Origin of the sequence: Stagnimonas aquatica (assembly GCF_003730135.1) — a bacterium.
GTDB lineage: Bacteria > Pseudomonadota > Gammaproteobacteria > Nevskiales > Nevskiaceae > Stagnimonas > Stagnimonas aquatica.
In genome coordinates this window covers 438,861-460,470 of sequence record NZ_RJVO01000001.1, presented here as the reverse complement: position 1 = coordinate 460,470, position 21,610 = coordinate 438,861, and the positions used below count along the sequence as shown (strand labels likewise).

Genomic DNA, 21,610 nt, shown 5'->3' with positions numbered 1-21,610 from the left:
TCGGGCAATTTTTACCGGCACTACGCTGTGCCGCCGGGCCTCGATGGGCGGACTGCCGGGCGAGGCTCCTGCCAGCGCTCTTGGAAAAAACCCGGGAGCGAGCCCTTCAAAGATTCGCGCGCAAAAGAAAACCCGCTCCGGCCGATGCCGGAGCGGGTTGCTGTCCTCGTACTGCGGTTTAGCGCTCGACGATGGCGGTGACGCCCAGGCCGCCGGCGGCGCAGATCGAGATCAGGCCGCGACCGCCCTTGTTCTCGTCGATGATCTTCGCCAGCGAGGCGATGATGCGACCGCCAGTGGCGGCGAACGGATGGCCGGCCGCCAGCGAGCCGCCCTTGACGTTGAGCTTGCTGCGGTCGATGGAGCCCAGCGCGCCCGGCAGGCCGAGCACGTTCTTGCAGTAGTCCTCGCTCTCCCAGGCCTTGAGGGTGCACAGCACCTGGGCGGCGAAGGCTTCGTGGATCTCGTAGAAGTCGAAGTCCTGCAGCTTGATGCCGGCGCGCGCCAGCATCTGCGGCACGGCGTAGGCGGGGGCGATCAGCAAGCCTTCCTTGCCCGGGCCGGCGAAGTCGACCGCCGAGGTCTGGGCGTGGGTGAGATAAGCCAGCGGCTTGACGCCGCGCGCCTTGCACCAGTCCTCGCTGGCCAGCAGCACGGCGGAGGCGCCGTCGGTCAGCGGCGTCGAGTTGCCGGCGGTGAGGGTGCCCTGGCCGCTCTTCTTGTCGTAGGCCGGGCCGAGGCTGGCGAGCTTTTCCAGCGTGGTGTCGGCGCGCATGTTGTTGTCGCGCTTGAGGCCGCCGAAGGGCACGATCAGGTCGTCGAAGAAGCCGGCGTCATAGGCGGCGGCGGCCTTCTTGTGGCTCTCGTAGGCGAGCTGGTCCTGGTCGGCGCGGGCGATCTTCCATTCCTTCGCCATCAGTTCGCAGTGCTGGCCCATGCTCATGCGGGTGCGCGGCTCGCCATTGGTGGGCGTGGCCGGCGCCAGCATCGCCGGGCGGAACTTGGCCAGCGCCGCCAGCTTCTGGCCGGTGGTCTTGGCGCGGTTGGCGTCGAGCAGGATCTTGCGCAGCTTGTCGTTGACGGCGATCGGAGCGTCCGAGGTGGTGTCGGTGCCGCCGGCGATGCCGGACTCGATCTGGCCGAGCGCGATCTTGTTGGCGATGTTGATCGCCGCCTGCAGGCCGGTGCCGCAGGCCATCTGCACGTCATAGGCCGGGGTGTGGGCCGACAGGCCCGAGGACAGCACCGACTCGCGGCAGAGGTTGAAGTCGCGCGAGTGCTTCAGCACCGCGCCGGCGGCCACTTCGCCGATCTGCTCGCCGTGCAGCTGGAACTTGTCGACCACGCCCTTGAAGGCGGCGGTGAGCATTTCCTGGTTGGACTTGTGCGAGTAGGGCCCGTTGCTGCGGGCGAAGGGGATGCGGCTGCCGCCGACGATGGCGACTTTACGGCCGTAGGGTTTCATTTTTCGGGAATCTCCAGGCGGGTGAGCGAGGTGGGTTTTATTGCGGTGCGGCATTTTAGCGGCGCCCCCGGGCCTTAAGACTTGGCCGCAGGTGCGCGGGACGTTGGCGGTCCGGCCTCCCGCGAAAATTATTGGCCCGGCCCCCTTGATCGCTGACCGGCTGCCCTCAACAATTAGCAGCCTTCGCGGGAGAGTGCTAACAGCGGCTTGGCCAAAGTCGGCCATACAACAGCGATGCACGCTCGCGGGTTCAACCCAAGTTACTGAAAAACCTACAGGAGTACCTATGAATCTGCGTCCCCTGCACGATCGCGTGATCGTCAAGCGTCTGGAAGAAGAGAAGAAGTCGGCCGGCGGCATCATCATCCCCGACCAGGCTGCCGAGAAGCCGGTGCGCGGCGAAGTCATCGCCGTCGGCCCGGGCAAGAAGGACGACAACGGCAAGAACATCGCCCTCGACGTGAAGGTCGGCGACACCGTCCTGTTCGGCAAGTACTCCGGCTCGGAAGTGAAGGTCGAAGGCCAGGACTACCTGGTCATGCGCGAAGACGACATCGTCGCCGTCTTCAGCAAGTAACACCCCCTATTCAGCAATATAAGGAATTCCATCATGTCCGCCAAAGAAGTGAAGTTCGGTGACGACGCCCGCACCCGCATGGTCGCCGGCGTCAACATTCTCGCCAACGCGGTGCGCGTCACCCTCGGCCCCAAGGGCCGCAACGTCATCCTCGACAAGTCCTACGGCGCCCCGACGGTGACCAAGGACGGCGTGTCGGTCGCCAAGGAAATCGAGCTGAAGGACAAGTTCGAGAACATGGGCGCCCAGCTGGTCAAGGAAGTGGCGAGCAAGACCAATGACGCCGCCGGCGACGGCACCACCACTGCCACCGTGCTCGCCCAGGCGATCGTCAACGAGGGCATCAAGTCGGTGACCGCCGGCGTCGACCCGATGGACATCAAGCGCGGCATCGACAAGGCCGTCGAGACCATCACCGCCGAGCTGAAGAAGACCGCCGTCCCCTGCAAGGACGCCAAGGCCATCGCCCAGGTCGGCACCGTCTCCGCCAACGCCGACGAAGCCGTCGGCGAGATCATCGCCAAGGCGATGGACAAGGTTGGCAAGGAAGGCGTCATCACCGTCGAGGAAGGCAAGGGCCTGGAGAACGAGCTGGACGTCGTCGAGGGCATGCAGTTCGACCGCGGCTACCTCAGCCCGTACTTCATCAACAACGCCCAGAGCCAGCAGGTCAATCTGGAAAATCCGGTGATCCTGATCACCGAGAAGAAGATCTCCAACATCCGCGATCTGCTGCCGGTGCTGGAAGGCGTGGCCAAGTCCGGCCGCCCGCTGCTGATCGTCGCTGAAGACGTCGATGGCGAAGCTCTGGCCACCCTGGTGGTCAACAACCTGCGCGGCATCCTCAAGGTCGCGGCCGTCAAGGCCCCGGGCTTCGGCGACCGCCGCAAGGAAATGCTCAAGGACATCGCCACCCTCACCGGCGGCCAGGTCATCAGCGAAGAGCTGGGCATGAGCCTCGAAAAGGTCACCGTGGAAGATCTCGGCAACGCCAAGAAGGTGGTGATCGAGAAGGAGAACACCACCATCGTCGACGGCGCCGGTGACGCCGGCCAGATCAAGGCCCGCATCGCCGAGATCAAGGCCCAGGCCGAAGCCGCGACCAGCGACTACGACCGCGAGAAGCTGCAGGAGCGCCTGGCCAAGCTGGCCGGCGGTGTTGCGGTGATCAAGGTCGGCGCCGCCACCGAAGTCGCCATGAAGGAAAAGAAGGCCCGCGTTGAAGACGCCCTGCACGCCACCCGTGCGGCCGTCGAGGAAGGCATCGTCGCCGGCGGCGGTGTCGCCCTGGTGCGCGCCTCCAAGGTGCTCGAGTCGCTCAAGGGCGCCAACGAAGACCAGACCATCGGCATCAACATCCTGCGTCGCGCCATCAACGAGCCGCTGCGCCAGATCGTCAAGAACGCCGGCGGCGAGCCGAGCGTGGTGCTGAACAAGGTGCTGGAAGGCAAGGGCTCGTTCGGCTTCAACGCCGCCAACGGCGAGTACGTCGACATGCTCGACGCCGGCATCATCGACCCGACCAAGGTCACCCGCCTGGCGCTGCAGAACGCCGCTTCCGTGGCCGGCCTGCTGCTGACCACCGAGGCGATGATCGCCGAGCTGCCCAAGAAGGACGAGCCGGCGATGCCTGCCGGTGGCATGGGCGGCATGGGTGGCATGGGCGACTTCTGATCCCCTGCGGATCGGGTCGGGGCGAGCTCCGGCCCGATCCGCCAGACGGAACAGTCCGCGCAGTATCAGAACCCCCGGCACGGGTGACCGTTCCGGGGGTTTTTCGTGGCCGCCGCATAATGTCGGCATGAGCGAATCCCCTGACTACGGCCCCTATCTGAGCCGGGTGCTGCGCCACGAGGGTGGCGAGCCTGCCGAGCTGGCGCGGCTGCCGCCGCAGCGGCCCGATCCCGCCGCCGCCGACCTCGGCGCCGAACTGCGCCGCGTGCGCAACCGCGAGTGGGCGCGCATCGCCCTGCGCGATCGTTTCGGCCTGGCAACGCTGGACGAAACCCTCGGCGATCTCTCGGACTTTGCCGACGCCGCCTGCGCGCTGGCGCTGCAAGCCGCTGGCGCCAGCCTGGCGCCGCGCTTCGGAACCCCGCGCGACGAGCAGGGCCAGCCGGTGCAGGCCATCGTCCTGGGCATGGGCAAGCTCGGCGGCCGGGAGCTGAATTTTTCCAGCGACATCGACCTCATCGTCGCCTACACCGAAGCCGGTGAAACCGACGGCCCCAAGCGGCTCAGCAACGGCGAATACTTCGTCAAGCTGGTGCAGGAGCTGGTGCGCCTGCTGTCCGAGCGCACCGCCGACGGCTTCGTGTTCCGCGTCGATCTGATGCTGCGGCCGTTCGGCAGCGCAGCGCCGGTGGCAATCCCGGTGTCGGCGATGGAGGACTACTACCAGAACCACGGCCGCGACTGGGAACGCTACGCCCTGATCAAGGCGCGGCCGGTGGCCGGCGATCTCGCCGCCGGCGAGGCCCTGCTGGCGCGACTGACGCCGTTCATCTACCGCCGCTATCTGGACTTCGACGCCCTGGCCGGCCTGCGCGAACTCAAGCGCAAGATCGCCGCCGACGCCGCCGCGCGCGGTCTGGCCGCCGACGATCTGAAAGTCGGCGACGGCGGTATCCGCGAGTGCGAGTTCATCGTCCAGAGCTTCCAGCTGGTGCGCGGCGGCCAGGACGCCCGCCTGCGCGGCCGCGAATGGCGGCCGATGCTGCGCCGGCTGGCGGAGCTGGGGCACCTGCCCGCCGCCACCGCCGCCCAGCTCGACGCCGCCTACCAGCTGCTGCGCCGCGCCGAGAACGCCGTGCAGGCGCGCAACGACGACCAGACCCACGCCCTGCCGGAGTCCGCCGAGCAGCGCGCCTGGCTGGCCGAGGCGCTCGGCTATCCGGACTGGCCGACGCTGGACGCGGCGCTGCGTGCCGCCCGCGCCGGCGTCAGCCAGCTGTTCGCCGAACTGTTCGCCGAACCCGAGGCGGTGTCGCAGAAGCCCGCCGCCCAGGCCGCCGCCACGCTCTGGCGTGATGCCGACGAGGCGGCGCTGGCGGCCTTGGCCGCCGCCGGCTTCCGCGCGCCCGACGCCGCCCTGCTGAACAGCGTGCGCGCCCTGCGCGAACATCCGCGGCTGCGCTCGGTGTCGGAAGCCACCCAGCAGAAGCTGGCGCAGCTGCTGCCGCTGCTGGCCGAAGACGCGATCACCGCCGCCGGCGCCGAGCAGTCGCCCTCGCTGGCCTTGCAGAGGGCGCTGGAGGTGGTCACCGCCGTGCTCGGCCGCAGCACCTATCTGACCCTACTGCGGGAATCGCCGGGCGCCCGCGTGAATCTGCTGCGCCTCTGCGCCGCCAGCCCCTGGATCGCCGCCACCCTGGCGCGGCATCCGGTGCTGCTCGACCAGTTGCTGGACAGCCGCAGCCTGTACGCGCCGCCCGACCGCGCGCAGTTGCGCGAGGGCCTGCTGCCGCGCATGGCGGCGTTGCCGCTGGGCGACATCGAGGCGGCGATGGACCTGCTGCGTCGCTACGTGCAGGAGACCACGCTGCGGATCGCCGCCGCCGAGGTGGTGCAGGCGCTGCCGCTGGTGAAGGTCAGCGACCGCCTGACCTGGCTCGCCGAGGCGGTGGTGGAGGCGGCGGTCGCCGATGCCGAGCGCGAGATGCGCGCCAGCCACGGCGACCCGCGCCGCGCCGACGGCAGCCCGGCCGGCTTCTCGGTGATCGGCTACGGCAAGCTCGGCGCGCTGGAGATGAGCTACGGCTCCGACCTCGACCTGGTGTTCGTGCACGACGCCGAGCCGCCCGACGCCGACACCGTCGGCGGCGCCAGGCCGCTGCCGCAATCGACCTGGATGGGGCGGCTGGCGCAGCGGGTGGTGCACCGGCTCACCACCCAGACCCATCTCGGCCGCGCCTACGAGGTCGACATGCAGCTGCGCCCCAACGGCGGCTCCGGTCTGCCGGTGGTGACGCTCGCCGCCTATGCCGACTACCAGGCCCACAAGGCCTGGACCTGGGAGCACCAGGCCCTGAGCCGCGCCCGCCACATCGCCGGCACGCCGGCACTGGGCGAGGCCTTCGAGCGGGTACGCCGCGACACCCTGCTGCGGCCGCGCGACGGCGCCCAGCTGCGCGAGGAGATTGCCGGCATGCGCGCCAAGATGCGCGCCCATCTCGACAAGCCCAAGCCCGGCCGCTGGGACGTGAAGCAGGGCCGGGGCGGGCTGATCGACGTCGAGTTCATCGTCCAGTGCTGGGTGCTGGGCGCGGCGGCCGCGCACCCGGCGGTGATCGAATACCCGGATGTCTGGCGCCAGCTCGACGCCCTGGTCGCCGCCGAGCTGGTGGCGCGTGAGGAGGCCGATGCTCTGTTGGCCGCCCAGCGCGCCTACCGCGCCTGGCTGCACGCGCGCCTGCTGCGCGGCGAATCGGCCGACGCCGGCGAGGCCGACTTCACCAGCGAACGGACGCGGGTGCGGGAGTGCTGGCAGCGGGTGTTCGGCGAGTCCGGCTAGCGGCGGCAGTTCTCCCGCGAAACAGGACAGCCACTGGTGATGAGCGCCGGGCTTCAGACGCGGCGGGATGCCACCGACCGAGTGCCGAGCGCAGGCGCCGGGTGTTGTGGAAACGATGCGCCTCTTGCTGGATCTGCGCGTCGTCTCTTCGCGGCTATGGAAGGTCGTGTTCGAGCTGCCAGGGCTCACAGGCCCTCTTCATCCGGCGCCGTTTCCCGGGCTCGGTGGCCGCGTCCTTCTGACATCGGCATGCCGGCCTGGCACCCCGGGCTCGGGATCAACTGGTGGCTCAGAGCCGGTGCTAAAGGCGGTAGCGCAGGCCGGTGAGCTGTTCGCAGACCTGCCATAGCCGCTGCTGCGCGTCGGGATCGCGGGCGTTGCTGGACGGAGTGACGGCGGTGGGTGCGCCGCGCAACTCGCCGAAGCCGTCGGGGCCGTAGAAGCCGCCGGACTGCGCATGCGGATCGGCGGCGGCGTAGATCACCGGCAGCGCGCCCTCGGGCGGATCCTGGCCCAGCCAGCGGAACACCCAGCCCTGGATGCGCTCCTCCATCCGGTCGCGCAGGCGATGGCCGCTCTGCTGGCGCCGGTCGCTGCCCAGCGCGGTGCGGGCGATGCCGGGATGCGCGGCCAGGCTCATCAGCGGCACCCCCTGCGCGCGGGCCAGCTCGTGCAGTCGCAAGGCCAGCATCAGGCAGGCCAGCTTGGCCTGGCCGTAGACCCGCTGCGAGGCGTAGCCGCGTTCGGTCTGCAAGTCGTCGAAGTGGATGCGGCCGGTGCGTTGCACCAGGCTGGAGACATTCACCACCCGCGCCGCCGGTGCCTTCAGCAGTGCCGGCAGCAGCCAGCCGGTGAGCGCGAAATGGCCCAGCACATTGATGCCGAACTTCAGCTCGAAGCCGTCGCGGGTGGTGGCGCGCTGCACCGGCGGCAGGATGCCGGCGATGTTGGCGAGGATGTCCAGCGGCCGGCCGTCGTCGAGCAATTGCTCGGCGAAGCGGCGGATGCCGGCCAGCTCGCCCAGATCCAGCGGCAGGAAGCGCACCTGGGCGTTCGGCCATTGCGCGCGGATGCGCTGCACGGCGGCGGCGCCACCCAGCTCGTTGCGGTCGGCGAGCAATACCTCCGCGCCTCTCGCGGCCAGCGCGGCGGCGGTCTCGTAGCCGATGCCGCTGGCGGCGCCGGTGACCAGGGCGCGACGGCCGTCGAGGGTGGGAAGTTGCGCGGGCGTCCAGGCGTTCTTGCTCATGCCGCTAGCGTCCATCGCCGACGCGCGCGGCCGAATACCCGGTTTGGATGAGGTTGCCTCGTCGGTGCTTCGATAAACCAACGCAAAGCGCATCCATAAAGCGCGGCGGGAGGAGACGATGCGGTATCGGAAGACCAGGCGCGGACTGCGCGCCAGCGGATTGTTGCTCGGTTGGCTGTCGGCGCCGCTGGCGCAGGCGCAGGAACCGCCATCCGCGAGCGCGGACAGCATCCCGGTGCAAAGCCTGGAGGCCGCGCCAGCGCCAGCACAGCCCGCCGAGCGCGCGTTGGCGCCGACCACGGCGCTGGAAACCGTGGTGGTCACCGCGCAGAAGCGCGAGGCCTCGTTGCAGAAGACGCCGATCTCGCTGCTCGCCTTCGACAGCCGCAAACTGGAAACCCTCGACATCCGTGGCGTCGGCGATCTCGCCAGCCAGGTGCCGGCGATGACCGTCGATCCCTTTCCCACCAACAACGCGCAGTTGCGGCTGTTCATCCGTGGCGTCGGCCTGATCGACGCGCAGGTTACGCAGGACGCGGCGGTGGGCGTCTACATCGACGGCATCTACATCGCCCGCTCCGCCGGCCTGGCGCTGGATGTCGCCGACCTCGCGCGGGTGGAAGTGCTGCGCGGCCCGCAGGGCACGCTCTATGGCCGCAATGCCACCGGCGGGGCGGTCAATCTCATCACCCGGCGGCCGTCGACGCAGGGTTTTTCCAGCACCGAAAGCCTGAGCTACGGCAGCCGCAACAGCCTGAGCGCCAAGGCGGCGGTGAATGTGCCGCTGAGCGAGAACCTGGCGGTGAAGCTGGCGGCGATCCGCAGCACGCGTGACGGCTTTGTCGAAAACCTCGGGCCGGGCGGCGAGTTCGGCGATCACCGCGATCTCGGTCTGCGCTTCGATGCCCGCTGGCAGCCCGCTACGGCGCTGACCGCCAACTACAGCTACGACTACAGCGATGTCGGCAACTACAACCAGTTGTTCCAGGCGGTGCTGCCTTCGGTGACCACGCACGGTTCGGCGGATCTGTTCAAGGCGCATGCCCAGAGTCAGACGGTCTACTCGCAACGCCGGCTCGACGCGCTCGCCACCAGCGCGCCGCTGGCCGAGTCCAGCACCGAGGTCTCCGGCCACGCGCTGACCCTGGCCTACGACTTCGGTGGCTACGAGCTGAAGTACCTCGGCGCCTATCGCCAGCTCGACGACAGCACCTATTCCGACTTGGGTGGCGGCCTCGGTTCGCAGACCTACCGGCTCGATACCCAGGCCTATAGCGGCCCGGCGGCGACCATGGCCAACGGCGGACCCACGCCGCTGCAGATTCCGCGCGTGTTTCAGGACCAGTGGTCGCACGAGCTGCAACTGAGCGGCAAGTGGTTCGACGAGCAGCTCGATCTGGTGGCCGGCGTCTACGCCTTCGAGGAGAACGGCGGCGAGGACGGCCGACCGCTGCATCACATCCTGCATTCGGTGATCGACCCCTCCGGCCAGGTGCCGCTGCCGCCGGCCATTGCCCAGGTGCTGGGCGGTCTGACCGGTGCGGTAAACCCGCAACTGGTGTCGTTCCGCGACTACTTGTTCGGCATCCGCAACGAGGCGCAGGCCTTCTATACCCAGGCGACCTGGTCGCCGGACTGGTTCCAGCGCCGCCTGCACCTCACCGCCGGCTTCCGTCATTCCCGCGACCGCCGCTACGCGCTCAAGGACTCGCACAGCCGGCAGTACATCCAGGTTGAGCAGAACGGCCAGGGCTTCGCGGTGGAACTGCCGGAGAGTTCCGGCACCGATACCTTCGACAACGTGCAGGCGTCGAGCCGCTACAGCGACAACTCGCCTTCCTTCAATGTGCAGTACGAGCTGAGCGAGAGCGCCACGCTGTACCTCTCTGCTGCAAGGGCCTACAAGAGCGGCGGCTTCAACGTGCGCGATCCGCAGATTTCCGGCGCCTCGGGTGCTGCCTCGGACGGTAGCGACTATGGCTTCGGTTTTGTCGAGGGCTTCAAGCCGGAGACCGTGCAGTCCACCGAACTGGGCATCAAGAGCGAGTGGCTGGGCCGGCGCCTGCGGCTCAATGGCGATGTCTTCCGCAGCGACTACCGCGACCAGCAGATCAACTTCCTGATTCCCGGCACGGTGTCCGATTCCAAGACCCTCAATGCCGGCCGCTCGCGCATCAGCGGTCTGGAACTCGATCTCACCGCGCTGCTGGCGCCGGGCATGGTGCTGGGCCTCAACTACGCCCTGCTCGATGCCCAGACCCTCGAGGTACTGGACCTCGACGGCAACAACGTCGCCGACCGCTATCCCTTCAGCTCCGCGCCGCGCCACTCCGGCAGCGCCTCGCTGGACTGGACCTTCCTGAAGCGCGGCTGGGGCAATCTGCGCGCCTATCTCGGCTACAACTACACCGGCCTGCGCCAGGGCAGCGCCTCGCTGCGTGACTACCGCGACGGCGCCCAGGTGCCGGCCTACGGCCTGCTCACCGGCCAGATCGGCGTCAGCAGCTTCCGGCTCGGCGGCAAGGGCCGGCTGGATGTCGCGCTCTACGGCCGCAACCTGCTCGACGAGGAGTACGTCGCCATCGCCATCGACAACACGCCGCAGGCCGACCGCGCGGTGGTCTTCGGCGAGCCGCGCAGTCTCGGCGTGAACCTGATCTACCGGTATCGCTGAGGTTGGGGGTAGCGCCCGTGACGGTCGGGCGTCGCTCTCAGTCCGCGTAATCGACGATCAGCGGTGCATGGTCCGAGAAGCGCTCGGCCTTGTAGACGCTCGCCGACAGCAGTCGCGCCTTCAGCGAAGGCGAGATCACCTGGTAGTCGATGCGCCAACCGACGTTGTTGGCCCAGGCGTTGCCGCGGTTGCTCCACCAGGTGTAGGCCTCGGCCTCTTCGGTGGGGTGCAGGCTGCGGTAGGCGTCCACCCAGCCCCATTCGCCATAGAGCTTGTCCTTCCAGGCCCGCTCGTGGGGCAGAAAGCCGGAGTTCTTCTGGTTGCTGCGCCAGTTCTTGAGGTCGAGCTTGGTGTGGGCGATGTTCCAGTCGCCGCAGATCACCACCTCGCGGCCGCTGGCGCGCAGCTTGGCCAGGTGCTCGGGGAAGAACTCCAGGAAGCGGTCCTTGCTGGCCTGTCGCTCCGGCCCGGCCGAGCCCGAGGGCAGGTACAGGGAGATCACCGAGAGCGGGCCGAACTGCGCCTCCAGATACCGCCCCTCCCCATCGAATTCCGGCGCGCCGAGGTTGTCGACCCAGAGGTCGGGTTGCCGGCGGCTGTAGATCGCCACGCCGGCATAGCCCTTCTTCTGCGCGCTGTGAAAGTGCAGGTGCCAGCCGGCCGGGTGGAACAGGGCGTCGGCCAGGTCTTCCGGCTGCGCCTTGGTTTCCTGCAGGCAGACGTGGTCGGCACCGCTCTTGGCCAGCCAGTCGAAGAAGCCCTTCTTGGCCGCCGAGCGCAGGCCGTTGCAGTTGAGGGAGACGATACGCATGGGAAGCTCTGGTTTTTGGGACAATGGCGATCACAAAAGTCTCGCACGAAAGCCATGCTCCCCCATCAGACCGCCTTCCTCGAACTCGCTCTCCAGCACGAGGTGCTGAAGTTCGGCCAGTTCACCCTCAAGTCCGGGCGCAGCAGCCCCTATTTCTTCAACCTCGGCAAGATCAGCTCGGGCGCGGCGATGGCGCGGCTGGCGCGCGCTTATGCCCAGGCCTTGCAGCTGGCGGGGCTGGAGTTCGACATGCTGTTCGGCCCGGCCTACAAGGGCATTCCGCTGGCCACCGCAGTGGCCTATGCGCTCAGCGAAGACGGCCGCGACGTGCCCTATGCCTACAACCGCAAGGAGGCCAAGGACCACGGCGAGGGCGGCACCCTGGTCGGCGCGCCGGTGCAGGGGCGGGTGGTGATCGTCGATGACGTGCTCACCGCCGGCACCGCCCTGCGCGAGGCGGTGGCGATGATCCGCGCCGCCGGCGCCAATCCGGTGGCCGCAGTGATCGCCCTCGACCGCATGGAAAAGGGCAAGGGCGCGCTGTCGGCGGTGGCGGAGATGGAGGCCGATACCGGCGTCAGGGTGATTCCGCTGGTGACCGTGCGCGAGATCCTGTCCTACCTGCGGGACCAGGGCGCGGCCGGGCCGGAGGGCGTGGTCGAGGCCATCGAGGCCTACCAGGCCCGCTACGGCGTAAACTGAGGCCCGGGTTTTCAGACAGCGGCAGAAAGCATGTCCGGGCGTAGCCACAAAGACGACAGGCAAGGGCGCATCGCACGGTGTCGGCAGTGGCCGGCGCTGCTGCTGGGGCTGGCGCTGGCTGCCCAGGCCGGCGCGGCCGATGACAAGAAGCTCTACCGCTGGGTCGACGACAAGGGCCAGGTGCATTTCGGCGACAAGCTGCCACCCCAGGATGCCAAGCAGGGGCGCGAGACGCTGAACCGTCAGGGGCTGGTGACCAGCACCGTGCCGCGCGAGCCCACCGCCGAGGAACTCGCCCAGCAGCGCGCCCAGGCGCTGGCCCGCGAGGAGGCCGCCCGCCGCGCGGTCGTTGATCGCACCTTGTTGCAGTCCTACACCAGCGTCGCCGAATTGCAGGCGGCGCGCGAGGATCGCGTCGCCACCATCGACGGCCGCACCGTGCTGGCCCGAAAAGCGGTCGCCGACAACGAGAAGGTGCTGGAAGATCTGCGCTCGCGCGCCGGCGACAAGCCGCCACCGCCGGAGCTGGCCAAGCAGATTGAGACCTTCGAGGCCTCGCTGGTCGACAACCTGCAGCTGGTGCAGCGGCTGGGCGAGGAGCGCAGCCAGATCGAGGCGCAGTTCAGTGCCGACATCGAGCGCTTCAAGCTGCTGCGTGCCGGCAAGATCAAGCCGGGAGACTGAGCAGGCCGGCGGGTGCAGGCCACTGCTCCGCCGCGCGCCGGCGCCTTCGTCATGACCACCGTCACCTTCGTCCTGGCCTCCCGCTCGCCACGCCGCGTGCAACTGCTGCGCGAGCAGGGCTATGTCTTCGATTGCCTGCCGGTCGATCTGCCGGAAGTCCCCGGCCCCGGCGAGGCGCCGCTGGCCTACGCCCGCCGGCTGGCGCTGGACAAGGCCCGCGCCGCCCAGGCCCGCAGTGGCCGGCCGGCGCTGGGCGCCGACACCGATGTCAGCATTGACGGCCGCATTCTCGGCAAGCCGCGCGATGCCGAGGATGCCTGCGCGATGCTGCTGGCGCTGGCCGACCGCAGCCACCAGGTGATCAGCGCGGTGGCGCTGGTAGACGGGAGTCGCGAGGCGGTGATCGCCACCACCACCGAGGTGGAGTTCGTGAGCCTGGATCGCGCGCAGGCGCTGGCCTACTGGGCCAGCGGCGAGCCGGCCGACAAGGCCGGCGCCTATGCAATCCAGGGGCTGGGCGGGCGCTATGTGCGCGCCCTGCGCGGCAGCTATTCCGGGGTGGTCGGCCTGCCGTTGGCGGAAACCGCTGAACTGTTGGCGCAATTCGGCATCCATCCGGGGCCGGCCGCCTCGGTCTGAGCCGTTCTGGCGGTGACCGCCGTGCCGGTTCTCGGCGACTATTCAGCCCTGACTATCTACCATCGGTCCTCATGACCACCGAAATACTCGTCAACATCGGGCCCCAGGAGACCCGCGTCGCCCTGGTGGTGGGCGGCTCCGCGCAGGAAATCCACATCCAGCGCGCGCACCGCTACGGCCTGGTCGGCAATGTCTACAAGGGCGCGGTGAAGCGGGTGCTGCCGGGCATGCAGGCGGCCTTCGTCGACATCGGCCTGGAGCGCACCGCTTTCCTCCACGTCAACGACATGCTGCGGCCGGAGGGCATGCCCGCCGACGCGCCGCCGCCGCCGGTGGAAAGCCTGCTGCATGAGGGCCAACATGTGCTGGTGCAGATCGTCAAGGATCCGCTCGGTAGCAAGGGCGCGCGGCTCACCACCCTGATCTCGCTGCCCGGCCGCTATCTGGTGATGCTGCCGTTCGAGAAGCACGTCGGCGTCTCCGCCAAGATCGAGGACGCCGCCGAGCGCGAGCGCCTGAAGGAAGTGATGGAGCGGCTGGCGCCGCAGCTCGCGCCCTACTGGGGGGTGATCGCCCGCACCGCCGCCGAGAGCGCGACCGAGGAGGCGATCGCCCACGACATGCGCTTCCTGGTGCGGCTGTGGGCCGACATCGAGCGGCTGGCCGCCGAGAGCAGGCCGGGCACCCTGGTGCACGGCGACCTGCCGCTGTCGATGCGCATCCTGCGCGACCTGATGGACGCCGAGGTCGAGCGCATCCGCATCGACAGCCCGGCGGAATGCCAGCGCGTGCAGGAGTTTGCCAAGGTGTTCGTGCCCGAGGCCGAGACCCGCATCGAGTGCTACGACGGCCAGGCGCCGATCTTCGATCTCTACGGTGTCGAGGACGAGATCCAGCGCGCCCTGGAGCGCAAGGTGGAGCTGAAGTCCGGCGGCCATCTGGTGATCGACCAGACCGAGGCGATGACCACCATCGACGTCAACACCGGCGCCTTCACCGGCCACCGCAATCTCGAAGAGACGGTGCTCAAGACCAATCTCGAGGCGACCCAGGCGATCGCCCGGCAACTGCGGCTGCGCAACCTGGGCGGCATCATCATTCTCGACTTCATCGACATGCCCAATGCCGACCACCGCGCTCAGGTGCTGCGTGCGCTGGAGCGCGAGCTGGGCCGCGACAAGGCGCGCACTCATGTGCATCCGTTCTCGCCGCTGGGTCTGATCGAGATGACCCGCAAGCGCACCCGCGAGTCGCTGGGCCACATCCTCACCGAGACCTGTCCGAGTTGCGGCGGTCGCGGCCATATCAAGACCGTCGAGACGGTCTGCCACGACATCGCCCGCGAGGTGAAGCGCGCCGCCCGTCAGTACGACTCCAAGAGCTTCCTGGTGCTGGCCAGCCCGCCGGTGGTCGAGAAGCTGCAGGAGCAATCCGGTGGCCTGGCCGAACTGGAGGCGCAGTTCAAGCGCCCGATCCGGCTGCAATCCGAGGCCTATTACCCGCAGGAAAACTTCGACGTGGTGCCGGTATGACGGGCGCCATCACAGGCCGCTAGGTGGAGCGCCGCAAGCGCCGCTGGTGGACCCGCGGCATCACCTGGGTCTCGGCCCTGGTGGTGCTGGCGGCGACGCTGTCCGGGCTGTTCCAGCTGGCGGTGCTCGCTGCACCCGGCTACCGCGACGATCTGGCGGCCCGGGTCTCCACAGCGGTCGGCCGACCGGTGCGGATCGGCGGCATGGAGCTGGCCTGGCGCTGGCTGTGGCCACAGCTCCAGTTGAGCGGCGTCGAGCTGGTCGGCGACGACGGCCGGAGCACGGTGCTGGTGGTGGAGCGCCTGCGCCTGGGCTTCGCCGCCGCCGATCTGCTGCACGGCCGGCTGGTGCCGGCGCGGATCGAACTCTCCGGCGTGCGGCTGGAGCTGGACCTCGGTGCGGACAACCAGTTGCGCCTGCGTGGCATCGCGCCCGGCGCCAAGCCGCCCGACCTGCGCAAGCTGCTGCGCGAACTGCGCCGCTTCGACCGCCTGCGTGCCCTCAAGGTGCAGGCCCAGGTCTATGACGCACGTCTGCCCGGACCGCCCTTGCCGCTGCAGCTGTCCCAACTCGATCTGCGGATCGACGGCGGGGCCAGCGAGGGCTTCGAGTTGCGTCTGGAAGCCGAGGCCGGCGCGCTGATCGCCCAGAGCCTCAGGCTGCGCGCAGGCTTTACCGGCGCCTTCGACCAGCCAGAGCACTGGCGCGGCCGCTGGAATGCCGAGGTGATCGGCCTGCAGCCCGGAGCCTCGCTGCTGGCGCGTCTGCCGGTGTCGCTGCCGCTGACGCTGGACAAAGCCGAGTTGAGTGCCACCGGCGACTGGGCCGAGGGTGCGCCCGCCGCCAGCACCCTGGAGCTGAAGGCCGCGCAGCTACAACTGGGCGGCGCGCAACCGCTGCGCTGGAAGGATCTGGCGCTGCGTCTGGCCTACCAGCCGCAGGCCGACGGCGGCAGCCTGGAATGGAGCGGCCTGCGCCTGATCGGTAGCCGTGGCGCCTGGCCGCAAGCAGCGACGGGTCGCCTCGGCTGGCGTCGCGAAGGCGGTCCCTGGCGTATCGACGGCAGTGCCGACTTCCTGCGCCTCGACGACCTCGCACCCTGGCTGTCGCTGGTGCCGGGGCTGGCGCCGGAGCGGGCCCGACAGCTGGCCAGCCTGCGTGGCGATGCCCGCGAACTGAGCGGCCGCTACGAGCCGCCGGTCGAGGGCAACCCGCGCTATGCCCTGGCAGCGGTGCTGTCCGGCTTCGGCCTTGGGGGCGCCGAGGACAATGGCGTCAGCGGTTTGTCCGGGCGCCTCAGCGCCGATGAGCGCGGCGGCCGTTTCGAGCTGCACGGCGAGCAGGCGCGCCTGCGCTTGCCGCAAACCTTCGCCGCGCCGCTGGCACTGGAGCGCCTGCGCGCCAGCCTCAGCTGGAGCCAGGAAAGCGAAGGCTGGCGCCTGCAGGCGCCGGACCTGAGCTGGGGCTTGCTCGGCAGCGAGGGCGAGGCCGAGCTGGACCTGCGCCTGCGCCCCGGCGAGTCGCCCTTGCTGAAGCTGGAGGCACGCCTGAAAGCCGCCGATGCCGCGCGCCTCAAGCCGCTGATGCCGCTGCGCTGGGGGCCGCATCTGCGCGACTGGTTGCAGCAGTCGCTGGTGCGCGCGCGGGTTCCCGAGGCGGTGCTGCGCATCGACGGCCCGCTCGCCGACTTTCCGTTTCATGCCCGGCCGACCGGCCAGTGGTCGCTGGATCTCAGCGTCGCCGACGCCCGCCTCGACTACCAAGCCGACTGGCCGGGCCTCGACCGGGTGCGGGCGCAGCTGAAATTTGCCGGTAACGGTCTGCGCTTCGAGGCCGAGCGTGGCCTGATCTCCGGGGTCGAGGTGCTGGGCGCCAGCGGCAGCATCGAGGATTTCAGCACCGGCAGCCTGCGCATCGACGGCCGGACGCGCGGCGAGGCGGCGGCCTACTACAGCTTCCTGCGCGGCTCGCCGCTGGCGACCCGGCTGGCCGGGCTGGTCGGGCACACCGACGCCGAGGGTCCCGCCGAGGCCGATGTGCAACTGGACATTCCACTGCACTCGAATCTCGGCCAGAAGCTCGTGGTGGAAGGGCAGGTGCGGCTGCCGGGCAACCTGCTGCGCATCACCGGCCTGGAAGAGCCGGTGCGCGACATCCAGGGCGGGCTGCGCTTCAGCACCAGGGGAGTCGCCGCCGAGCACCTGGTGGCGAGCTATTACGGCGCGCCGGTGCAGGCGCAGATCAGCGTCAATGCCGAAGGCAACGACGAGTTGCAGGCGCGGCTGCCGGTGGATCTCGATGCCGAGCGCGGCATCGCCGCGCGCTTCGTGCCGCGCTGGGTGCGCGAGCGCCTGGACGGGCGTACCGAGGCCGAGTTGCGTCTGCCCCTGAGCGGCCCGCGCGCCGGCCGCATCCGCATCCTCAGCGAGCTGCGGGGTGCCGGCTCGCGGCTGCCGGTGCCCCTGGCCAAGCTGCCCGAGCAGGCCCTGCCGCTGAGCCTGGAACTCAGCGGCGACGAGCGGATTCCGCTGGCGCTGAAGCTGGATCTGCCGGCGCGCATGAGTCTGGCGCTGCGCTTCGCGCGCGAGCGCGGCGAACTGCTGGCGCGCGGCATCGGCGTGCGCCTGGGTGGCGGCGAGGTCAGCGCGCCCGAGCAGGACGGCATGCTCGTCTCCGGCCGCGCCGACCGGCTCGATCTCGCCGCCTGGATCGGTCTGCTGAGTGCCGGCTCCGGCGACGAGCTGCCGTTCCAGGGCGCCGAGATCAGCGTTGCCCACTTGCAGGCCGCCGGCTATGAACTGCCGGAGGCGCAGCTCAAGGCCAGTCGCGCCGGCAATGGCAACTGGCGGGTGTTGCTCGACGGCGCCAGCGGCGCCGGTAGCCTCGACTGGCTGCGCAATGGTGGCAACGACCTGGGCCGTCTCAGCGGGCGCTTCCAGCGCCTGCGCCTGCAACCGGTGCCGGCCGCCGACAAGACCGCTGACACGCCGCCCACGCCGGCCGATGTGGTGGCCTCGGTGATCGACCCCAACCGGGTACCCAGCCTGGATTTCGTGGTCGACGACCTCGACATCGGCGGCGAGAACTTCGGCCGCCTGCAATTGCAGAGCGAGCGTCTGCCCGGTGGGCAGCGGCTCAAGCAGATCCAGTTGGAAGGCGGTGTCGCCAGCCTCAGCGGCGAGGGCGAGTGGAAGCGCCAGCAGAATGTTTCCAGCGCCCGCGCCAACTTCGAGCTGGCCAGCACCGATCTTGCCGCCGCCCTGCGCGGCCTGGGCTTCGCGCCGACCCTCTCCGGGCGCTCGGCGCGCTTCCGCAGCCAGCTCGTGTGGGCACCGGCGGCGCGCGGCTTGGAGTGGTCGCAGGCGCAGGGCCAGGTCAGCCTGGAAGCCCGCGACGGCGCGCTGCGCACGGTGGAGCCGGGCGGCACCTCGCGGGTGCTGGGCCTGCTCAACTTCTACGCGCTGCCCAAACGGCTGACGCTCAACTTCCGCGACGTGCTGTCCAAGGGCCTCAACTACGACCGCATCGACGGTCAGTTCGAGCTGGCCGGCGGCAATGCCCACACCGAGGATCTGGTGGTGCGAAGCTCGTCGCTGCGGGTGGAAGTGCGCGGCCGCATCGGCCTTGGCGCGCACGACTACGACCAGCAGGTCACCATCTACCCGGATGTGTCGGGAGTGACGCTCGGCGCCCTGCTGCTGGGCGGCGCCTCGCTGGCCGCCGGGCCGGCGATGCCGCTGCTGGCGCTGATCGCCAACCAGGTGCTGGACAAGCCGCTCGGCGAGGCGACGCAGATCGACTACCGGCTCACCGGCAGCTGGGACAATCCGGAGATCCGCAAGCTCGACGGCTCCGAGATCAACGACGAGCCGCGCAAGCCCGAGACGCCGCCGGCGAGCGGCGGCAAGCTAGGAGGCCCCTGATGAAAGCTGCGGTGGTGCAGATGAATTCCGGCGCCGATCTCGCCGCCAATCTGGCGCAGGCGCAAGCGCTGCTGGAGCGCGCGGCGGGCGTTGGCGCGGCGTTGGCGGCGCTGCCGGAGAACTTCGCTTTCATGGGCGCGAAGGAGCGCGACAAGCTGGCGCATGCCGAGGCCGATGGCGCCGGGACTATCCAGGACTGGCTGGCTGCCACCGCCGCGCGGCTGAAGCTCTGGATCGTCGCCGGCAGCCTGCCGATCGGCGCACCGGACGGCCGCGTCCACGCCGCCTGCTGCGTGTATGACGCCGATGGCCGGCGCGCGGCGCGCTACGACAAGATCCACCTGTTCGATGTCGATGTCGGCAACGGCACCAGTGAATCTGGCTCGACACTGGTCGAGCGGTACCGCGAATCCAACAGCATCGCGCCCGGCGCGGTGACGCCGGTGGCGGTGGATACGCCGCTGGGGCGGTTGGGGCTGTCGATCTGCTACGACCTGCGCTTCCCCGAGCTGTTCCGCGCCCTGGTGTCCGAGGGCTGCACCCTGTTCTGCGTGCCGGCCGCGTTCACCGCCAAGACCGGCGCAGTGCACTGGCACACGCTGCTGAAGGCGCGGGCGGTGGAGAACCTCGCCTACCTGCTGGCGCCAGGGCAGTGCGGCACCCATCCCGGCGGGCGCGGCACCTATGGCCATTCGCTGATTCTCGATCCCTGGGGCGAGACCCTGGCCGAGCTGTTCGACGACACGCCCGGCGTGGCGCTGGCGGAACTCGATCCCGAACATCTGCAAGCGGTGCGCGCGCGCTTTCCGGCGCTCTCGCACCGGCGTCTGTAAGTCTGTAGTCCCCTCCCCCGCGTAGCGGGGGAGGGCTAGGGTGGGGGCGTTTTCTGTCGCGCGCTAACGCCCCCGTGGAACGCCCCCCTCCCGACCTCCCCCCGCAAGCGGGGGGAGGAGACCTGAATACTAAGGAGTGCTCTCATGATTCTCGGCCTGCGCACCGCCATCGTCCCCACGCCCGACCTCGCCGCCGGCAAGGCCTGGTACGCCCAGGCCTTCGAGACGGAGCCCTACTTCGACGAGCCCTACTACGTCGGCTTCGCCATCGGCGGCTTCGAGCTGGGCCTGGTGCCGGACGGCCTCGCGCCCGGCGAGAACGGCCCGCAGCCCTATTGGGGTGTGGCCGACATCGATGCCGAGCGCGCCCGCCTGCTGGCGCTGGGCGCCACGCCGGGGCAGCCGGTCACCGAGGTCGGTGGCGGCATCCGCGTCTGCTCGGTGCTCGACCCTTTCGGCAATCCCCTGCACCTGATCCAGAACCCGCACTTCGATTTGAAGGCGGTACGCTGAGGGCGTTCTTGCGGGACAATCGCGGCATCCCCAGTTTCCAGACACCATGACCAACGCCCTAGACCTCGCCCGCGCCACCCTGCTGGAACCCGCCGGGGTGGACGACGCCGGCCTGTCGCGCCTGATCGGCCGCCTGCTGCCGGGCGGCGCCGACGATGCCGACATCTACTTTCAGCACGCGGTCACCGAGAGCTGGTTTCTGGAAGACGGCATCGTCAAGAGCGGCAGCCACCATGTCGAACGCGGTGCCGGCCTGCGCACGGTGGCGGGCGAGAAGACCGGCTTCGCCTATTCCGACGATCTGTCCCTGCCGGCGCTCGCCGACGCCGCCGAAGCGGCGCGCGGCATCGTCCGCAGCGGCGGCGAGGGGCGGGTGGGGCGCATCACCCGGCCGGCCGTGACCGCGCTCTACGCCGCCGTCGATCCCATCCACGACTGGAGCGCCGAGCAGAAGCTGGAGCTGATGCGCCGCGCCGACGCCGCCGCGCGCGCCGCCAGCCCGCTGGTCACCCAGGTGATGGTCTCGCTCGCCGCCCAGCACGAGGTGATCTTCGTACAGCGCGCCGACGGCTTGCAGAGCGCCGACGTGCGGCCGCTGGTGCGGCTCAATGTCTCGGTCATCGCCGAGCGCGACGGCCGCCGCGAGCAGGCTTCCAGCGGCGGCGGCGGCCGTGGTGCCTACGCCCGCTTCTTCGGCGCCGGTGAGCCCGAGCAGTACGCGCAGGAGGCGGTGCGCCAGGCCCTGGTGCTGCTCGACGCCATCCCGGCGCCGGCCGGCAGCATGCCGGTAGTGCTCGGCCCTGGCTGGCCCGGTGTGCTGCTGCACGAGGCGGTCGGCCACACGCTGGAAGGCGACTTCAATCGCAAGGGCACCTCGCTGTTCGCCGGCCGCATGGGACAGCAGATCGTCAGCCCGCTGGTGACCGTGGTCGATGACGGCACCTTGCCCGACCGTCGCGGCTCGCTGTCGGTGGACGACGAGGGCGAGCAGACCCATTGCACCACGCTGATCGAAAACGGCGTGCTGACCGGCTACATCCAGGACCGCATGAACGCGCGGCTGATGGGCGTGGCGCCCACCGGCAACGGCCGTCGCGAATCCTTCGCGCACCTGCCGATGCCGCGCATGACCAACACCTACATGCGCGCCGGCCCGCACGACCCCGAAGAGATCCTCCGCTCGGTGAAGAAGGGCCTCTACGCGGTCAACTTCGGCGGCGGCCAGGTCGACATCACCAGCGGCAATTTCACCTTCAGCGCCAGCGAGGCCTATCTGATCGAGGACGGCAAGATCACCCGCCCGGTGAAGGGCGCGACCCTGATCGGCAACGGCCCGGATTCGCTCAACAAGGTCAGCATGGTCGGCCACGACCTGGCGCTGGACCGGGGCGTCGGCGTTTGCGGCAAGGACGGCCAGAGCGTGCCGGTGGGTGTCGGCCAGCCGACGCTCAAGCTCGACGGCATGACCGTCGGCGGCGTGCAGGCCTGAGCCGCC

Annotated in this window: 15 protein-coding genes; 12 read left to right on the top strand and 3 right to left on the bottom strand. The window is 69.7% G+C overall.

Annotation, left to right across the window (positions count from 1 at the left end; genetic code table 11):
• Positions 1-178 precede the first annotated feature (178 nt).
• Positions 179-1,465 carry an acetyl-CoA C-acetyltransferase gene (locus ED208_RS02010; RefSeq protein ID WP_123210175.1) on the bottom strand — a complete coding sequence of 429 codons (1,287 nt, stop codon included), beginning with the start codon at positions 1,463-1,465 and terminating at the stop codon, positions 179-181.
• 286 nt (positions 1,466-1,751) lie between these two features.
• Here ED208_RS02010 and groES point away from each other — a divergent pair, with 286 nt between their 5' ends.
• The 3 genes from groES (at position 1,752) to glnE (ending at position 6,555) form a co-directional block, all read left to right on the top strand.
• Entirely contained in the window at positions 1,752-2,042 is a 291-nt protein-coding gene (gene groES, locus ED208_RS02005) for a co-chaperone GroES (protein ID WP_123210174.1), read from the top strand.
• Between the two features lie 33 nt (positions 2,043-2,075).
• Positions 2,076-3,716, top strand: a complete 1,641-nt coding sequence (gene groL, locus ED208_RS02000; RefSeq protein ID WP_123210173.1) for a chaperonin GroEL — start codon at positions 2,076-2,078, stop codon at positions 3,714-3,716.
• A 127-nt stretch (positions 3,717-3,843) separates the two neighbouring features.
• The gene (gene glnE, locus ED208_RS01995; protein WP_123210172.1) at positions 3,844-6,555 is read left to right on the top strand and encodes a bifunctional [glutamate--ammonia ligase]-adenylyl-L-tyrosine phosphorylase/[glutamate--ammonia-ligase] adenylyltransferase; all 2,712 of its coding nucleotides are present in this window, start codon (positions 3,844-3,846) and stop codon (positions 6,553-6,555) included.
• A 301-nt stretch (positions 6,556-6,856) separates the two neighbouring features.
• Here the strand turns inward: glnE and ED208_RS01990 are convergent, their stop codons facing one another.
• Positions 6,857-7,804, bottom strand: a complete 948-nt coding sequence (locus ED208_RS01990) for an SDR family oxidoreductase (protein WP_158608392.1) — start codon at positions 7,802-7,804, stop codon at positions 6,857-6,859.
• 118 nt (positions 7,805-7,922) lie between these two features.
• On the opposite strand from ED208_RS01990, the gene ED208_RS01985 reads away from it, so the two are divergent.
• Complete coding sequence (locus ED208_RS01985) at positions 7,923-10,478, top strand: TonB-dependent receptor (protein ID WP_123210171.1); 2,556 nt, start codon at positions 7,923-7,925, stop codon at positions 10,476-10,478.
• Positions 10,479-10,515: 37 nt separating this feature from the next.
• Here ED208_RS01985 and ED208_RS01980 read toward each other — a convergent pair whose 3' ends face one another.
• A complete protein-coding gene (locus ED208_RS01980) occupies positions 10,516-11,289 on the bottom strand; it encodes an exodeoxyribonuclease III (protein ID WP_123210170.1) in 774 nt (257 codons plus the stop codon).
• A gap of 54 nt (positions 11,290-11,343) precedes the next feature.
• On the opposite strand from ED208_RS01980, the gene pyrE reads away from it, so the two are divergent.
• The 8 genes from pyrE (at position 11,344) to tldD (ending at position 21,604) form a co-directional block, all read left to right on the top strand.
• Positions 11,344-11,991: an orotate phosphoribosyltransferase gene (pyrE, locus tag ED208_RS01975; RefSeq protein ID WP_123210169.1), complete on the top strand. Its 648-nt coding sequence runs from the start codon at positions 11,344-11,346 to the stop codon at positions 11,989-11,991.
• A gap of 30 nt (positions 11,992-12,021) precedes the next feature.
• Positions 12,022-12,675 (top strand): DUF4124 domain-containing protein, encoded by a 654-nt coding sequence (locus ED208_RS01970; protein WP_123210168.1) that lies wholly within the window; start codon positions 12,022-12,024, stop codon positions 12,673-12,675.
• A gap of 51 nt (positions 12,676-12,726) precedes the next feature.
• Positions 12,727-13,314, top strand: coding sequence for a Maf family protein (locus ED208_RS01965; protein ID WP_123210685.1), 588 nt, complete (start codon positions 12,727-12,729; stop codon positions 13,312-13,314).
• Positions 13,315-13,385: 71 nt separating this feature from the next.
• Entirely contained in the window at positions 13,386-14,846 is a 1,461-nt protein-coding gene (gene rng / locus ED208_RS01960) for a ribonuclease G (RefSeq protein ID WP_123210167.1), read from the top strand.
• A gap of 23 nt (positions 14,847-14,869) precedes the next feature.
• Complete coding sequence (locus tag ED208_RS01955; protein ID WP_123210166.1) at positions 14,870-18,769, top strand: YhdP family protein; 3,900 nt, start codon at positions 14,870-14,872, stop codon at positions 18,767-18,769.
• Entirely contained in the window at positions 18,769-19,602 is an 834-nt protein-coding gene (locus ED208_RS01950) for a carbon-nitrogen hydrolase family protein (RefSeq protein ID WP_123210165.1), read from the top strand. The genes ED208_RS01955 and ED208_RS01950 overlap by 1 nt, the downstream gene beginning before the upstream one ends.
• 144 nt (positions 19,603-19,746) lie before the next feature.
• Positions 19,747-20,115 carry a VOC family protein gene (locus ED208_RS01945; protein ID WP_123210164.1) on the top strand — a complete coding sequence of 123 codons (369 nt, stop codon included), beginning with the start codon at positions 19,747-19,749 and terminating at the stop codon, positions 20,113-20,115.
• Positions 20,116-20,161: 46 nt separating this feature from the next.
• Positions 20,162-21,604, top strand: a complete 1,443-nt coding sequence (gene tldD, locus ED208_RS01940) for a metalloprotease TldD (protein WP_123210163.1) — start codon at positions 20,162-20,164, stop codon at positions 21,602-21,604.
• Positions 21,605-21,610 lie beyond the last annotated feature (6 nt).

Excerpts from the sequence above, each read along its gene's own strand:
- ED208_RS01945 (WP_123210164.1), top strand. The coding sequence starts at position 19,747 with ATGATTCTCGGCCTGCGCACCGCCATCGTCCCCACGCCCGACCTCGCC.
- ED208_RS01965 (WP_123210685.1), top strand. The coding sequence starts at position 12,727 with ATGACCACCGTCACCTTCGTCCTGGCCTCCCGCTCGCCACGCCGCGTG.
- tldD (WP_123210163.1), top strand. The coding sequence starts at position 20,162 with ATGACCAACGCCCTAGACCTCGCCCGCGCCACCCTGCTGGAACCCGCC.
- ED208_RS01985 (WP_123210171.1), top strand. The coding sequence starts at position 7,923 with ATGCGGTATCGGAAGACCAGGCGCGGACTGCGCGCCAGCGGATTGTTG.
- groES (WP_123210174.1), top strand. The coding sequence starts at position 1,752 with ATGAATCTGCGTCCCCTGCACGATCGCGTGATCGTCAAGCGTCTGGAA.
- rng (WP_123210167.1), top strand. The coding sequence starts at position 13,386 with ATGACCACCGAAATACTCGTCAACATCGGGCCCCAGGAGACCCGCGTC.
- ED208_RS02010 (WP_123210175.1), bottom strand. The coding sequence starts at position 1,465 with ATGAAACCCTACGGCCGTAAAGTCGCCATCGTCGGCGGCAGCCGCATC.
- ED208_RS01950 (WP_123210165.1), top strand. The coding sequence starts at position 18,769 with ATGAAAGCTGCGGTGGTGCAGATGAATTCCGGCGCCGATCTCGCCGCC.
- pyrE (WP_123210169.1), top strand. The coding sequence starts at position 11,344 with ATGCTCCCCCATCAGACCGCCTTCCTCGAACTCGCTCTCCAGCACGAG.
- ED208_RS01980 (WP_123210170.1), bottom strand. The coding sequence starts at position 11,289 with ATGCGTATCGTCTCCCTCAACTGCAACGGCCTGCGCTCGGCGGCCAAG.
- glnE (WP_123210172.1), top strand. The coding sequence starts at position 3,844 with ATGAGCGAATCCCCTGACTACGGCCCCTATCTGAGCCGGGTGCTGCGC.
- ED208_RS01990 (WP_158608392.1), bottom strand. The coding sequence starts at position 7,804 with ATGAGCAAGAACGCCTGGACGCCCGCGCAACTTCCCACCCTCGACGGC.
- ED208_RS01970 (WP_123210168.1), top strand. The coding sequence starts at position 12,022 with ATGTCCGGGCGTAGCCACAAAGACGACAGGCAAGGGCGCATCGCACGG.
- groL (WP_123210173.1), top strand. The coding sequence starts at position 2,076 with ATGTCCGCCAAAGAAGTGAAGTTCGGTGACGACGCCCGCACCCGCATG.